Origin of the sequence: Coprococcus sp. AM11-30B (assembly GCF_027674365.1) — a bacterium.
In the GTDB taxonomy this organism is placed as follows: domain Bacteria; phylum Bacillota; class Clostridia; order Lachnospirales; family Lachnospiraceae; genus Allocoprococcus; species Allocoprococcus comes.
The window spans coordinates 20645-36777 of sequence record NZ_JAQDVB010000032.1 but is presented as its reverse complement, the minus strand read 5'-3'; the positions used below and the strand labels follow the sequence as shown (position 1 = coordinate 36777).

Annotated in this window: 15 protein-coding genes; 2 read left to right on the top strand and 13 right to left on the bottom strand. The window is 42.6% G+C overall.

Features of this window, described 5'->3' with window-relative positions:
- Window positions 1-247: 247 nt before the first annotated feature.
- From PGU50_RS16600 to PGU50_RS16585, 4 genes are all read right to left on the bottom strand, one after another.
- The gene (locus PGU50_RS16600) at window positions 248-1159 is read right to left on the bottom strand and encodes a CvpA family protein (protein ID WP_270247501.1); all 912 of its coding nucleotides are present in this window, start codon (window positions 1157-1159) and stop codon (window positions 248-250) included.
- Between the two features lie 9 nt (window positions 1160-1168).
- Window positions 1169-2347 (bottom strand): DUF5711 family protein, encoded by a 1179-nt coding sequence (locus tag PGU50_RS16595; RefSeq protein WP_270247500.1) that lies wholly within the window; start codon window positions 2345-2347, stop codon window positions 1169-1171.
- 68 nt (window positions 2348-2415) lie between these two features.
- Window positions 2416-3549, bottom strand: a complete 1134-nt coding sequence (locus tag PGU50_RS16590; RefSeq protein WP_270247499.1) for a LysM peptidoglycan-binding domain-containing protein — start codon at window positions 3547-3549, stop codon at window positions 2416-2418.
- Window positions 3550-3615: 66 nt separating this feature from the next.
- Entirely contained in the window at window positions 3616-4215 is a 600-nt protein-coding gene (locus tag PGU50_RS16585; RefSeq protein WP_270247498.1) for an HD domain-containing protein, read from the bottom strand.
- 193 nt (window positions 4216-4408) lie between these two features.
- Here PGU50_RS16585 and PGU50_RS16580 point away from each other — a divergent pair, with 193 nt between their 5' ends.
- Window positions 4409-5209: a hypothetical protein gene (locus PGU50_RS16580; RefSeq protein WP_118199585.1), complete on the top strand. Its 801-nt coding sequence runs from the start codon at window positions 4409-4411 to the stop codon at window positions 5207-5209.
- Between the two features lie 176 nt (window positions 5210-5385).
- Here the strand turns inward: PGU50_RS16580 and PGU50_RS16575 are convergent, their stop codons facing one another.
- From PGU50_RS16575 to PGU50_RS16540, 8 genes are all read right to left on the bottom strand, one after another.
- On the bottom strand, window positions 5386-6327 hold the full coding sequence (locus tag PGU50_RS16575) for a transketolase family protein (protein ID WP_022220697.1): 942 nt from the start codon (window positions 6325-6327) through the stop codon (window positions 5386-5388).
- A complete protein-coding gene (locus PGU50_RS16570; protein ID WP_055158468.1) occupies window positions 6315-7151 on the bottom strand; it encodes a transketolase in 837 nt (278 codons plus the stop codon). The genes PGU50_RS16575 and PGU50_RS16570 overlap by 13 nt, the downstream gene beginning before the upstream one ends.
- Before the next feature lie 94 nt (window positions 7152-7245).
- Window positions 7246-7902 carry a fructose-6-phosphate aldolase gene (gene fsa / locus PGU50_RS16565; protein WP_008370963.1) on the bottom strand — a complete coding sequence of 219 codons (657 nt, stop codon included), beginning with the start codon at window positions 7900-7902 and terminating at the stop codon, window positions 7246-7248.
- A gap of 263 nt (window positions 7903-8165) precedes the next feature.
- The gene (locus PGU50_RS16560; protein ID WP_044998858.1) at window positions 8166-9266 is read right to left on the bottom strand and encodes a LacI family DNA-binding transcriptional regulator; all 1101 of its coding nucleotides are present in this window, start codon (window positions 9264-9266) and stop codon (window positions 8166-8168) included.
- A 67-nt stretch (window positions 9267-9333) separates the two neighbouring features.
- The gene (gene recR, locus PGU50_RS16555; protein ID WP_008370967.1) at window positions 9334-9930 is read right to left on the bottom strand and encodes a recombination mediator RecR; all 597 of its coding nucleotides are present in this window, start codon (window positions 9928-9930) and stop codon (window positions 9334-9336) included.
- Window positions 9931-9946: 16 nt separating this feature from the next.
- On the bottom strand, window positions 9947-10297 hold the full coding sequence (locus PGU50_RS16550; RefSeq protein ID WP_022220696.1) for a YbaB/EbfC family nucleoid-associated protein: 351 nt from the start codon (window positions 10295-10297) through the stop codon (window positions 9947-9949).
- 21 nt (window positions 10298-10318) lie between these two features.
- The gene (gene dnaX / locus PGU50_RS16545; protein ID WP_008370974.1) at window positions 10319-11887 is read right to left on the bottom strand and encodes a DNA polymerase III subunit gamma/tau; all 1569 of its coding nucleotides are present in this window, start codon (window positions 11885-11887) and stop codon (window positions 10319-10321) included.
- A 14-nt stretch (window positions 11888-11901) separates the two neighbouring features.
- Complete coding sequence (locus tag PGU50_RS16540) at window positions 11902-12978, bottom strand: 6-phosphofructokinase (RefSeq protein WP_008370976.1); 1077 nt, start codon at window positions 12976-12978, stop codon at window positions 11902-11904.
- A 306-nt stretch (window positions 12979-13284) separates the two neighbouring features.
- Here PGU50_RS16540 and PGU50_RS16535 point away from each other — a divergent pair, with 306 nt between their 5' ends.
- Window positions 13285-14148, top strand: coding sequence for a methionyl aminopeptidase (locus PGU50_RS16535; RefSeq protein WP_055249318.1), 864 nt, complete (start codon window positions 13285-13287; stop codon window positions 14146-14148).
- A gap of 86 nt (window positions 14149-14234) precedes the next feature.
- Here the strand turns inward: PGU50_RS16535 and PGU50_RS16530 are convergent, their stop codons facing one another.
- Window positions 14235-16124, bottom strand: a complete 1890-nt coding sequence (locus PGU50_RS16530) for a fructose-1,6-bisphosphatase (protein ID WP_117559429.1) — start codon at window positions 16122-16124, stop codon at window positions 14235-14237.
- Between the last annotated feature and the right edge of the window lie 9 nt (window positions 16125-16133).

Genomic DNA, 16133 nt, shown 5'->3' with positions numbered 1-16133 from the left:
TTTTATATTATATCAAAGTGTTTCATGTTTGTCAACAACTTTTTTAAATTATTTTTTGTCGCTTTTTATTTTTATCAGCGACAACCTCTATATCATATCATGTGTATTTTGTTTTGTCAACACATTTTTTGAGGTTTTTATTTTTATTTTCAAAGGCTACCTTACATCCCTTATTATAAATAAAAATCCATCACTTTTCCGTGACAGATTTTTATAATACCATTATCAGTTTCTATTGTCAAGCCTTTTATCTCAACATTGTTGCAATTTTCATAATTATATTATTATCATATAAAAAACTAAGGATCTGATCTTCTCTGATCATTCCCATTGCCTGCTTTCCTATCGTTGTTGTATACAGAAGCGTAATTACGATAAACAGGATCCCTACTATAATAAATGAAATCATCGACCCTACCAGAACTCCTGCCAGCCTGTTCAGAATTCCCAGAACCGGAAGTGCTGTCACAAAATCAAGCGCAAACACAACCGCTCTTATCACAATGGTTGCAAACAGGAATGTTACCAGAAACGCGACAATCTCGATAACCAGCTTTGCAAAATATTTGCTTACATATTCCGCAAATGTCGTTACCCCAAGCTTCTGATAAACTTCACTGTTATTATTTTCCAGAAGAAGATTCTTAAATACATCCGGAAGATCTGCCCCCTCGATTGCCACTATCTGCATTTGTTTTGGAACCTCAGCCTCCATGATCGACTGCTCTGCCTCTTCCGTTGACACATGTCCATCGAAGATATCTGGTGAAATTCCATACTGCTGCAGCATCTCATCTGACACATTACCATTTACAATATCTTCCACGGTAATTCCTGCTGCTTCCAATGTCTGCTCAGATACACCTGCCGCTGAGAGGATTCCCCGCACCTGCTCTTCCGTAAATCCCGAATCTGTATCCGCTTCTCCCGTGAAGGCTTTTGTCATCGTTTTTATACACTGCTGTTCTACCATCTCATCAATCGGTGTAAGCGAATAAATTGCTTTGCTGACATACGGCGTTGCAAAATACACAACCGCCAGTGTAAGGATCGTCGCCCCAAGCGATACAGCAATCCTGACAGCACCTTTAGCAAATCCTACAATGGCTCCTATTGCTATAATGCCCCCGACAATTACCAATAAAATATTTACTTCCATACTCTACTCCTATTTTACAAGCCGTACCTCTGCAAGTCCGTCTGCATTCATCACCAGGTACTTATTGATTCCGAAAACCGGAATTACTTCTTTTATCTCATATTCTGTCGTTCCTTCAAATTGCTTCACACCAAGCTTGGAATAAATCAGGCAGGAAGTCCCATCATACATGATAACATTTCCATCTGCAATCTTTACATTTCCATATTCCCCGGTAAATGTTTTAGATAATTTCTGATTTCCTTCCATATCATACAGGCGAAGCTCATATTCTCCGCTTTCTTCTTTCAGTATGAACCCAAGATATTTATCGTCATGGAAAAAGCTTTTAATCTGCTTATCCAGCTTTACTGTTTTAGAAAGCTTCGGCTTGTCCGTTTCCTTATAGATCATAAACGACTGATCTCCGACCAGAACAGACTTCTTCTCATCTATAAAAAACGAAGTCGGAACAATTGTGTTTTTGTAAACATCATCAGCAACCTGATATTCTTTGTTTGCTTCTTCTGTATTATCAAAATCCAGGTATCCGACTCTTGTTGCTTCCACACCATCCACTACACACAAATACGAAATCTGAAGTCTCGTTCCGTTCGGCGAAAGTGCGATTCCAATCGGGTATCCGGTTCCGATAAGCGAAGCTCTGTGCTCTACCAGTACATTTCCTGTCGCATCATAGCACACAACCATTGGTGAATTTTCGTTATTTAAAATCGTACTGACAATTCCATTTTCCGCAACAGCTATCTTCTCGATCGGATAATTCGTATGGATTTCTCCCTTCGCGCCTTTTTCATCCATAACATAAATATCATTTCCACCGCGCTCTGCGACCGCCATCGCTTTTCCCGACACATTGATAACCGGATCCTTAATCTGATAAGACTGGTTCCACTGCTCTACACCTTTTTTATTGATATACGCAATTCCATCCCGTCCGTATTTGAGCATTCCGTCTGCATATTGCAAATATTTCAGATCACTTGATTCTGTCTCTTTATTTTTATAGCTTTGCAGAGTCCGTAAGCTTGTATATGTCTGCAATTTCACAAGCAGATAGCTGCTGATCAGCGCAAACACAAACGCCAAAATCGTTACCGCCGTCTTTATTCTCTTTTTTACTTTGTACGTCTTTATCTTCTCTTCCAGGTTTTCTTCCGGATCACGTACCTTTACTATCACATCCATAACCTGTCCTTTTCCTGTCGTTAGTTTGTTGTTAGTATACCACAGTTTTTATTCATATGTACAGAAAACTACGGCAGAATCAATTTCTGTCCGATAAAAATCAGGTTTCCGTCCGACAACCCGTTCATTCTGCAGATCGCATCTACATGTCCACTGTCCCCGTATACTTTCTTGCTGATTTTGGCTAGCGTATCGCCTTTTTCTACAATATAAATATCTTCACTCATTTCCTGCATTGTGCTCATCGAAGAATCATCGACCTTTTCTTCCTCTGTCGAAGCAGAATCAGAGCCCTCTCCCTGCTGTGGCATCGGATCCTGCTGTTCCTCTGTCTGCGGATCATTCGTCTGCTCTGACTGAACGGTATTCTCATTTTGTTGCTCATTTGCTTCTTTTACTGTGCCACTGGTTTTCTGCGTTTTTTCCTCGCCCTGCTTCATGATCGAATTACGTATAAATTCCAGGGATGACTGGACACTTTTCATTTTCCCATAATTGTTCAGGGTTGTCACGCCCATGATCAAAACCACAATTACCAGAAACACGCTCGCCACGTATGTCAGCCTGGAAGTTTTCTTCTGCTCCTGCGCCTCAAATCTTTCTTTTACAAGGTTGCGAAAGTCTTTTGCAGCCTTATCTTCCACAACTTCGCTGGGTGTCACGCCAATCTTTTTCCGTGCCGTAATCATATAACTCTGCATTGCAGCATTTTTTTCATAATAAACATAATGCCCGCCAATCTGCATCAGCTCTTTATATTTGTAACAATAATACTGTTCTTCCACCTCTGCATTATCTTTTAATATGAAAATAGTATTTCTTTCGGAAAAATATTTTTCATGGGTATTGAATATCTTCGTATCTATCACCATTCGCGCGCCCGGTCTGCAGAGCATCCAGCCAATCATCGTACCATCTTCAAAATATTCCTTTTTCTCCTGCTCTGCTTTTTCAAAATTCTCCTGTGAAATGATTTCATTTTCATCACCGGAAAATTCCATGCAGATCGCGCCAAAAATATAGAGACACTCCTGTCCTTCTGTTACTTCTTTTTTACCGACCAGAAATGCACCTGCCTGTTCCTTATCTGCTTTATCACAAATCTGATTCAGAAATGTATCTACATAATCTTCCACGTAAATCTTCGGAGTATCACTCACATTTCCTATCTGACGTACATTTTTTGGAAATTTGTTTTCCATAATACTCTCACCTCATTCTGCATATTTTGTAGTTTAGGCTATCGTATCATATGGAAAGCACACTTTTTATCGCTTTGTGTCTACTAAATAGGAAAATCGTTCGACAATCCTGTCCATTCCCCGTTTTTTCTTTATCGGATCGCTCTCCTTCCGCTGTGCAGTCTCAAAACTGCCGCAATACTTGTCAGCAAGTGTCGTAATCCATCCTTCTTTTGTCCGCGGCACAGAAAAAAGTGTGACCGGCCACATATGGTTGATGATAATATCCCGTTCGATGCTATTCAGATCAAAAAATTTCTCTGCGTTCATGAGCGCTCTTTTCGGATGCGTCATCCCATGAAAATGATCCCCTGTCCGCTTTGCATGGGTATGCCAGTCGTACAAAAACAAATCATGCAGCATTCCCGCACGCGCTGCTGACCTTGCATCCAGTCCAAGTGCCTTACACCAGATATAATTATAGTAAGAAACATGAAGACAGTGCTGATAACAGTTTGTCACTCCATGATGCGGATAAAGCTTCATTCTCAGCACTACCGGATGGGTTGCGATATCTTTGATGCATTCATAAAACTGCTCAAATTCTTCATCCTGCTCCTCCGGTGTTTTATTTTCCTTTTTTAATTTATCATTTAATTCAGTTATCGTTTCCTGTAATTTTTCCATTTTGGGTATCCTCTTTTTTCTGCCGTGTTCCTTTTCCCGGCGTACTTTAAGTATACCAAAATTTCTTTTGTTCCACCTCATTCTTTTCTAAAGAATTCCTTATGATTTTGTGATGTTTCTGTGATTCATATTGTTTCTTTCAAATTCCTGGTATAAAATAGGGCGAAACAAAAATGAGGAGGCTGATTGTAACATGAAACAGATTTATGAAGACCTGTCAGACGATACTGACTTTGATATCATTGATCTGGATGACGTACCGGATCGGGATACCGTAAAAAGGCGTAAAAAGAAATCTCAAAGAGATGTAAATAAAACCAACAAAAGCGAGGAAGTAAAAAAGAAGGAACACTCTTCCTCCGAAGATCCTTCAGAGGATTCACGAAAGGAGCGGTCTAAAAAAGCCCGGAAACGTACTTCCGGAAACTCTGGAAACGGCAGTTCAAAAGCTTCCGGGAAAAAGCGTTCCACTCCATCCGCTTCGATCATCACCACTCCGGTGAAAAAGACCGTGCAGACAGGCGCAAAAATAACCGGCAAACTCCTGCAGACCGGAGCCCGTGGCGTAACGCTTCTGATGATCGCCGTAATTGCATTTAATATTTTCAAGAATTTCTGGAGCTGTTATCCAGTATATGGTTCACTTGCCACAGCGGTAAATGCCAAGAATTATACGCTCGGTGCCTTCCTTGGCGTCGCAGCATTTCTGCTGATTATGGAGATTATTTTCTTCCTGTGGGCGCTGACCGGACCATGTGCTTATGGAGACAGGGGTACAAAGCGTGTCGATACCGGACGGGGGCTTTTCTCTTTCCTGTTCATCGGTATAACTGTAATTGCTGCCGGAATATTCTGGAATCTGATTCCTTCTTCTCCATCACCACTGACCGGTCTTGCCGGCGGTCTGCAGCTGTATGGAAGTCTGAAAGGAATCCTTCTTCCATTATGCGGAATTGGACTTGTAAGCTGTATTATACGGAAAATATTTTCCTAGAACGGGAAATATGCCACTCTCAAAATATAACTGGTTATAGTGCCACTGGTCTGGTGCTGTATCCTTCTCACTCCCACAGCGGATCAAGAACTTTCCTTTCATCCATAACAAAAATGCCAGTCCCGATTTACACCGGTTCTGGCATTTTTATTATAGATTCTCAGAATCCTTTTTTATTATTTTACAAATGCTTTTACTTTTTCGCAGATGCTGTCTGCATCAAGTCCGTATTTCTTGATCAGTTCAACTGCCGGACCAGATTCCCCGAACGTATCCATAACACCAATCTTCAGAACAGGTGTAGGAAGTTTTTCAGAAAGCACATCACATACAGCACTTCCAAGTCCACCGATAACAGAATGTTCTTCTACGGTAACAACTTTTCCTGTCTCTTTTGCTGCTGCAACAATAAGTTCTTCATCAATAGGTTTGATCGTATGGATATTGATTACTTTCGCATCGATTCCGTCTGCTGCAAGCTTTTCAGCTGCTGCAAGAGATTCGCTCACTTCAAGTCCTGTTGCAACGATTGTTACATCTTTACCTTCGCGAAGTACGATTCCTTTTCCGATCTCGAACTTATAATCCGGATTATCATTGATTACCGGTACTGCAAGTCTTCCGAAACGCATATATACCGGTCCCTGATGTTCATATGCTGCAAATACAGCTGCTCTTGCTTCTACATCATCTGCCGGGCTGATCACTACCATACCCGGGATTGTTCTCATAAGAGCGATATCTTCGTTGCACTGATGGGTAGCACCATCTTCACCAACGGAAATACCTGCATGTGTAGCACCGATCTTAACATTGTTCTTCGGATATCCGACAGAGTTACGAACCTGTTCGAATGCACGTCCTGCTGCAAACATTGCAAATGTACTTGCAAACGGAACTTTGCCTGTTGTAGCGATACCAGCTGCAACTCCGATCATGTTGCCTTCTGCGATACCACAGTCGATAAATCTTTCCGGGAATGCTTTCTTAAACATTCCTGTCTTTGTAGCTCCGGCAAGGTCAGCATCAAGTACTACTACATCATCATGCAGTTTTCCAAGTTCAACTAAAGCATTACCATAGCTTTCTCTTGTTGCGATTTTCTTTACTTCTGACATAATGCTTCACCTGCTTTCTCTAAATCTTCCATAGCGATCTTATATTCTTCATCATTCGGAGCTTTTCCATGCCATCCAGCCTGGTCTTCCATGAAAGAAACACCTTTACCTTTTATGGTCTTGGCAATAATAGCTGTCGGCATTCCTTTTGTTTCTTTTGCTTCTTTGAAAGCAGCTGCAATCTGATCAAAATCATGTCCATCGATATTGATTACGTGGAAGTTGAATGCTTCAAATTTCTTGTCGATCGGGTATGGTGAGTTAACTTCATCAATACGTCCGTCAATCTGAAGGTTGTTATTATCTACAATTACTACCAGATTGTCCAGTTTTCTGAAGCCTGCTAACATAGAAGCTTCCCAAACCTGTCCTTCCTGAATTTCTCCATCTCCGAGAAGTGTGTATACACGATAGTCATCATTACTCAGTTTTGCAGAAATAGCCATACCTACTGCTGCTGAGATTCCCTGTCCCAGAGATCCACTTGACATATCAACACCCGGGATGTGCTTCATATCCGGATGTCCCTGAAGGTAAGATCCTGTATGACGAAGTGTCTTGAGGTCTTCTACCGGGAAGAATCCTCTGTGTGCCAGTGCAGAATAGTATCCCGGAGCTGTATGTCCTTTGGAAAGAACGAAACGGTCGCGGTCTGCTTTCTTAGGATCCTTAGGATCGATATTTAACTCTTCAAAATATAAATATGTGTAGATGTCTGCTGCTGACAGAGATCCGCCCGGATGTCCGGATTTGGCAGCGTGTACTGCTGTCACGATGCTCTTACGGATTTCATTTGCAGTTTTCATAAGTTCTGACTTGTTCATGAAAATATGCCTCCTGAAATAGTTTATTTTTAGTCACTTTGTCGGAAGCGCAGATTGGTGCTCTTCCGACAGTAAATTATTCCGATTGTAAATTTTATTCTCCGAATACTGCTTTGTAATCAGCCTGGAATTTTGCGATACCAGCATCTGTAAGCGGATGATGTGTCATCTGTTCAATTACTTTGTAAGGAACAGTTGCAATATCAGCACCTGCAAGTGCACATTCTGTAACGTGCATTGGGTTACGGACGCTCGCGCAGATGATCTGTGTATCAATATCTCCGGCCGCTGCAAACATCTCAGCGATTTCTTCGATCAGTTCTGTTCCACGTACAGAAATATCATCCAGACGTCCAAGGAACGGCGATACATATGTAGCCCCTGCTCTTGCTGCAAGAAGTGCCTGGTTTGCTGTAAATACCAGTGTTACATTTGTCTTGATTCCTTCAGCTGTAAGAGCTTTACAAGCTTTCAGTCCTTCTACAGTCATCGGAATTTTAACTACCATGTTCGGATGGATCTTAGCGATTTCTCTACCTTCTGCAATCATACCTTCTGCATCAGTAGTTGTTGCTTTTACTTCTCCACTGATCGGTCCGTCTACGATAGATGCGATCTCTGCGATAACTTCTTTAAAATCACGTCCCTCTTTTGCGATCAGTGACGGATTTGTTGTAACTCCGCAGATAACTCCCATATCGTTAGCTTTTTTAATGTCTTCCACATTTGCTGTGTCGATGAAAAATCTCATTTCGTTTTCCTCCTTATGAACATGAAAATTCGTATTTCCCGTTATCAGGAATCTCTCTTTTTATCTGATTGCCTGACTTGGTTAAATTATATCGCAATTTACTCTGACAGGTCAATAGCCATATGTTTTTATTAGTAATTTTTCACGTTAATATTAACTATTTTATTAGTAATTTTTTGATACCGTTTTTGGATAATCCTTTATTTTATAGCGTTTTCAGAGACATAAACTATGAAATATTACTAATATTTTTTGAATTTAAACTAATTTTTCCCTTTTTTTGTTTTCGCATAAGACGTCGTTCCACGCACGATCAGACGAGGTTCATATTCTACATGGTAGGTGCTGATCGGCTGGATCTCTGAATACTGGCTGTTCTGAGAAAGAATCTTTTTCATAATGATATCACAGGCATCCCGCCCTTTGAAAACGACAAAATGCTCGATCGTTGTCAGCGACACCTTATGCATCTTCGCAAACAGTGTATTATCACATCCCATTACGGAAATATCTGCCGGAACTTTATATTTTTCTTCGTGAAGTGCATCCAAGATTCCAAATGCGATCATATCATTTAATCCGACGATCGCAGTAATATCATTATGCTCTCTCAAAAGCTCTTTCGTCAGATCATATCCGATCTTATACTCCGAATCGATATTCGGGATGCTCATATCGATCGACTCATTTGCTGCCTTGATGATCACATTGTCTTTTAATCCAACAGCATCAAATTCTTTCAGAAATCCTTCCACCCTTTTGGAGCGCTGCTTCTGTCTGGTTGTAAGAGGTGGTGCAATATACGCTACTTTCCGATGCCCCAGATCCAGAAGATGCTTTGCCATCATCCTTCCGAGTTTGGAATTATCCAGTTCCACTGCATCTACATTCAGATGCTCATTCTGGTTATTGATAATTACGATCGGAATTTTTTCTGCCAACTCTTCTATCGTATCCATAAAGCAATGACTTGGATTGCAGGTATAGATAATGCCAAGCGGTTTCAGCTCATGCATCATCCTGAGATACCGCTCCTCCATCTTCAGATCCCTCTGGGTATTGCACACAAACAGTCCATATCCCTGCTCCTTTGCACGGGATTCAATCCCTTGAAGCAACATAACATAATAAGGGTTCGTGAGGTTGGAACAAAATACGACGATCAGTTTTTCTTTCCTGCTTTCTCTGCGTGTCTTTCTTTTCGGTACTTCGTATCCCATCTCTTCTGCGATCTGTTCCACTTTACGGATCGTTTCTTTTGAAAATGATACATTATATTTTTTATTCAGGATCATGGATACCGTTGCCTGCGACACACCTGCCGCATGTGCGATATCCGAAGAGGTTACTTTCTTCTTTCTCATATCTTTACTTCTTTCAAATGCATACGTTTCCGGCACTCCTCGCAGTCCTTAAGTCACGTTAAGTCACCTAAAGTGCTGTACGTCCTTCCAGTGCACGCAGAAGCGTCACTTCATCAATATATTCCAGATCGCCGCCGACCGGCACGCCGCTTGCGATCCGGCTGACCTTGATTCCTGTCGGCTTGATCAGTTTGCTGATATACATCGCAGTAGTCTCCCCTTCCAGGCTGGAATTGGTTGCGATGATCACTTCATCCACATCCCCCTGAAGACGCTCCATCAGCTCTTTTAGCCGGATATCTCCAGGTCCGATCCCAAGCATCGGGGAAATTGCGCCATGAAGTACATGGTACACACCATTATATTTTCCAGTCTTTTCATAAGCTGCAAGATCTCGGGAATTTTCCACAACCATGATCGTCTTATGATCCCGCTCCTCGCTGGCACAGATCGGGCATAATTCTTTGTCAGTAAGCGTGCAGCATTGCTTGCAGTATCTTACATTATTTCTTGCATCTACCAGTGTCGCTGCAAGCTGTTCTACCTGTTCCTTCGGCATATTAATGATATGAAAAGCCAGCCTTCCGGCTGACTTTGCTCCGATACCAGGCAGTCTTGATAATTCTTCGATCAGTTTACTGATCTGACTGCTGTAATAATCCATCTTTTACACTCCCGTTCTAGAACATTCCCGGCATTCCGCCAAGTCCGCCAGTCAGCTTGCTCATAGCGGAAGTATTTGCCTCATCGACCTGACGAAGTGCTTCATTGACTGCTGCCATAATCAGGTCTTCCAGCATCTCTACATCATCCGGATCCACAACTTCTTCCTGAAGTTTTACTTTCTGGACTTCTTTTTTACCGCTTACGGTCACTTCTACAGCTCCGCCACCTGCAGTTGCTGTAAAACTTTTCTCTTCCATCTCTTTTGCCTGCTCTTCCATCTGCTTCTGCATCTTCTGAGCCTGCTTCATTAAATTTGCCATATTTCCCGGCATTCCGCCTCCTGGAAATCCTCCTCTTTTTGCCATAACTATAAATCCTCCTAATTATTATTCATCTTCAATCGTGATCTCCATATTGATCACTTTTTCTATATCCACAAAACTGTCTTCAAAATGGCGTCCGTTCTCCACCTGACGCACATCAATCTCCACAGTCTTGCCGATTTTTTTCTCAATCAGATCTTTTAATTCCTGCTTATGTTCTTCACTTCCTACCACGCTGGCGCTGATCTCATCCGGCAGAACGATCAGAAGTCTGTCCTGATTGTCCACGCTGAGTCTTGCCTGCTTCAGATAGCCTCTAAGCATTCCTGATGCTTCGTTTGCAATCTTCCGGAAATTGGATGTCACCTGCTTTACATCTTCCTTCAGTGCTTTCGGAAGCTGCGGTTTTGGCTGTGGCTTCGGTGCTTCACCATTTACATAAACAACCCTCTCCTGCGGCTGCGCAACTGCAAAACTTCCTTCTTCTACCTGTTTTTCCAGTGCACGGATCCGGTCCAGAAGACTGTCCTTCGTACTCTCCATCTGCGGTTTGCAAAGCTTGATCAGTGTTACTTCCAGAAGCACTCTTTTCTGTGTTGCGTATTTGAGCTGATTTGTCAGCTCGGAAAAAATACGGATATACCGGAGCAGCACCCCGGATTCGATCATCTGTGCTTCCTCTTTCAGCTGCGCCAGATTCTCCGTCGATACATCCAGCACATCTTCCATATTATCCGAAGTCTTCACCAGAAGAAGGTTGCGCAGATACCAGGTAAAATCTGCCGCAAGTTGCGTCAGTTCTCTTCCCTGCATCACAAGCTCTTCTACGGTAGCAAGTACCTTTCCCACATCCTGGCTGATGATCTGTCTGAGAAGCCGGCTGAACACATCCGTATCCACCGCGCCAAGAACCTCAAGAACATGATCGTAGGTCAGCTTCTGTCCGAGGTAAAACGCAATGCACTGATCCAGAAGACTTAGTGCATCTCGCATGGATCCGTCCGCCGCTTTCGCAATATAGCGGATTGCTTTTTCTTCTACCTCAACTTGTTCTTTTTTCATCAGTTCATCCAACCGCGCTGCGATCGTATCGATCGTAATACGCTTGAAATCGTAGCGCTGGCATCTGGATAAAATCGTGATCGGAATCTTATGTGCCTCTGTCGTTGCAAGAATAAAGATTACATATTCCGGAGGTTCCTCCAAAGTCTTTAACAGAGCATTAAATGCACCTATGGAAAGCATATGCACCTCATCGATGATATACACCTTATATCTTCCCTCCGTCGGACGGTAGGATACCTCTTCCCTGATCTCACGGATATTGTCCACACCGTTGTTGGAAGCCGCATCGATCTCAATGACGTTCATGGAAGTACCGGCTGCAATATTTTTGCACATGGTACATTCCCCGCAGGGACTTCCGTCTACCGGATGCTCGCAATTGACTGCCTTTGCAAAAATCTTCGCTACTGTTGTCTTTCCGGTTCCTCTTGTGCCACAGAACAGATATGCATGTCCGATCCTGTCCGCTTTTATCTGATTCTTCAGCGTTGTGATAATATGATCTTGTCCTTTTACGTCTTCAAATTCCGCAGGACGGAATTTACGATACAGGGCAGTATATGACATGTTAAATTACTCCTTTACTCATCACCAAAACTGATTCCGACAATCTTGGCTTCTTTGATGATATCCGCTTTCGGATCTACCATCTTCAGCTTTCCGGCAACCTCTCCAAGCGGAACCTTGCGGATGTTGCCGTTCTTGATTCCTACCATATATCCGTAGTCCTCTTTTAAGATCAGGTCTGCTGCTGCTGCTCCAAGTCTGGTTGCAAGCACACGGTCATACGGACACGGGCTTCCACCTCTCTGCGTATGTCCCGGAACCGTGATACGAACCTCCTGATCCATACGGTTCTGGATCTTCTCTGCAAGCTCATATGCCACAGACGGATAGCCCTTCTTTTCCTGTTTTTCTTTTAATTTTTTCTTCGGAAGGGCTGCATCTTCTTTTGTGATCGCGCCTTCTGCAACCGCGATGATCGTAAAATGCTTTCCTGCCTCTGTACGGCTCTTGATCGCACGCACTACGTTATCCACATCATATGGGATCTCCGGGAGAAGAATAATATCTGCTCCGCCTGCGATTCCGGCATGAAGTGTTACCCATCCTACTTTATGCCCCATAACCTCTACAATAAATACACGGCTGTGTGAAGTTGCAGTTGTATGGATTCTGTCAATTGCTTCCGTTGCGATATCTACCGCACTCTGAAAGCCAAATGTCATATCTGTTCCCCACAGATCGTTGTCGATCGTCTTCGGAAGTGTAATCACATTCAGTCCTTCTTCTCTTAACAGATTCGCAGTCTTATGGGTTCCATTTCCTCCCAGTACTACCAGGCAGTTCAGGTTCAACTTGTGATAAGTATGCTTCATCGCTTCGACCTTATCGATTCCATCCGGTCCAGGTACGCGCATCAGTTTAAACGGCTGTCTGGATGTTCCGAGGATTGTTCCACCCATCGTCAGTATTCCCGAAAAATCTTTTGCTGTCAGCATCTCAAAGTTCGAATAAATAAGTCCTTTATATCCATCCTGAAATCCATAAATTTCCACATCGTTTCGTTTTGAACAAAGTCCTTTTACAACACCTCGCATGGCTGCGTTCAGTGCCTGACAATCCCCACCACTGGTAAGCATTCCAATTCTAAACATAATTGCCCATCCTTTCCCTGTTCATCTTTTCCAGATCAGTCTGTTATTTTCAGTTATAATCCCTTTGTATTATAACCGATTCCTGAGTCCTATACAAGCAATAGTTCTGTTGCAAAACTGATACATACCGCATCCTGGTCTGTCATTTTGAATCACATCTGGCGAAATGCACAGCACAGATTGACTTTTTGTTCCGGAATGGATATATTATAGAAGTGAAACAGTTAGTGCAGGCATACATCTGATTTTTTGTGATCACATCAGACTCTGCACGTAAAAATTTATAAAAGAAAGTCAGGTATTCTCATGGAAAGAAATGAATTGTGCTGGTGTGGCAGCGGAAAAAAATACAAAAAATGCCATCTTATGATCGAAGAAAAGATCGCATATCATGCAGATAAAGGAGAAATCGTTCCGACAAGAGATATGCTCAAGACCATTCCTCAGATTGAAGGAATCCAGAAAAGTGCAGATCTCAATACTGCCGTACTTGATCATGTAGCAGCCCATATCCACGCAGGCATGAGTACAGCCGAAATTGATAAATTAGTTTATGACTATACAACCGAACACGGTGGAATCCCGGCACCGCTTAATTATCAGGGATTCCCAAAGAGTGTGTGTACTTCTATTAACAACGAGATCTGCCATGGTATTCCGGATGAAAATATTATTCTGGAAGAAGGCGATATCATCAATGTGGATGTATCTACCATTCTGGACGGATATTTCTCAGATGCATCCCGTATGTTTATGATCGGCAAGGTCAGCGAACGTGCCGAAAAACTGGTTCGTGTCACACAGGAATGTGTCGAACTTGGACTTGCGCAGGCAAAACCATGGAACCATCTCGGAGACATTGCAGATGCGATCAATTCACATGCAAAAGCAAATGGCTATTCTGTTGTAGAGGAAATCGGCGGACATGGTGTTGGTCTTGAATTCCACGAAGAACCTTGGGTAAGCTATGTTACACCAAAGGGAAGCGAAATGCTTCTGGTTCCGGGTATGATCTTTACCATCGAACCAATGATCAATGAAGGTAGTCCGGAATTCTTCGTTGATGAGGATAACGACTGGACTGTTTATACTGAAGATGACGGGCTTTCTGCTCAGGTAGAATACATGGTCCGCATCACAGATGATGGTGCTGTCGTTATGACAAAATAATAATGCATAAAAAGGATGCTGCAAAATCATGACCTGATTAAGCCGCATCCTTTTTATTATGCATATCAATAATGGAATCAAACTCTCTACTCCAGATCCCCTTCCCGGTAAACACGAAGCAGCATTTTCAGTGCTTCGACATCTTCTTTTATCTTCTTTCCTGTATCCGTATCCCGTACCATCAGACGTTCTTTCTCAGTCTCTACCAGCTCCGATTTTGACTCAATATCTTTATTTTCCGTCAATGCCGCAAATACACTCTGGAATGGCTGGTGTGACTTGATCCGGATTCCATGGGAATTGAAGATCAGTGTATATCCTGCAATTCCAGTTGTCTTATGATAACTCTTGCAGAATCCTCCGTCGATCACCATCAGTCTTCCGTTCGCACGAACCGGATGCTCCCCTTTGGAAGTCCGGACCGGAGTATGCCCATTGATGATATGTGATCGTTCAGAATAAAGACCAAACTCATGTAAAATCATATTGCAGACCTTTTCTTCTTCATAAAATCTGTAATATGGGTTCGACTCTTCATGCCAGGTTGCCTCATCCTTCACATAAGTCCGCTCAAAGGTCTTGATATTTCTGCCTGACAAAGGTGATTTTCTACCACACCACAGATACCACATAAAGTCTTTGTCTTTTTCTTTTGCATCCTTTGACCAGGCTCTTCTCGCAATATGCTCCGCATAGTCAAGATAATCCCTTCCACGATAACGCTTCTTTCCAAATACAACTCCTTCAAAGTTACCACTCTCATCAAGTGGCACACAGCCGTGATACAGGAGATTGTTGTTAAAGATCCGATACATACTTCCCTTTTTATACAGAAAATCAATGTGCTGGCGCAGACGGATGCTGTTCACAAACGCCATCTCAAGACCTTCGACTACCTGCTCTTCCTCTTCGGTGAGTTGGTATACATCCTCCAAATTTTCTGCCGCAAAATTGACTGTCGGGAAAGTCTCTTCTTTAATGTCATATTCCCTTCCGTCAATTTCCACCGTCTGACGTGCAACATCGACCTTGTGAAGCAGAAGCTTGTCCTCCATTTTGTAATCCGGATTGCGCAGGATCACCTGCCCTTCCAGTTTGAAAAGAAGTACTGAAATCTCTTTTAAGGCGGCCTTCATCGGATCAATGTCCGGATAAATCTTCTCTGCAAATAAAGTCAGCTTTCGGAGACTGATTCCATAGCTGTTTTCAAGGATCTTCATGTTATCGTATTTCAGATTGTTCCGGATGACCGTTGCAATGCAGGCTCTGCTTCCTGCCGCTGCCCCCATCCAGAGAATATCATGATTGCCCCACTCAATATCGATGGAATGATAAGTCATCAGGAGATCCATGATCCGATCTGCGCACGGTCCCCTGTCAAAAATATCGCCGACAATATGTAAGTGATCCACCGCAAGACGTTTGATCAGACCTGCCAGTACTTCGATAAACTCGTCTGCATTCTGAAGCTCAAGAAGTGTATCCAAAATATTGCGGTGATAGATAAGCTGATTGTCATCCTCATCCTTCTGCACATGAATCAGCTCGTCTAGGATATATGCATATTCCTTCGGCATCGCTTTCCTTACTTTCGAGCGGGTATATTTGGAAGAAAATAACCTTGCGATCTCAATCAGTTTTCCCAGAATCACACGATACCATTCTTCATTGTTCTTCCCTTCTTTTTTGATCAGCGCAAGCTTCTCAACCGGATAATAGATCAGGGTACAGATCTCTTCTCTGTCCAGATCAGATAAGGTATCTCCAAACAGCAGATCCACTTTTTCCCGGATCACGCCAGAACAGTTATTTAATATATGACAAAATGCTTCATATTCTCCGTGCAGGTCACTCATGAAATGCTCGGTTCCCTTCGGCAGACTTAAGATTGCCTTCAGGTTGATGATCTCTCGGCACACAGCCTGCTCTGTCGGGTACTTTTCTGCCAGAAGTTCTAAATATTTTTCATCTTTCATTTTCTTCCT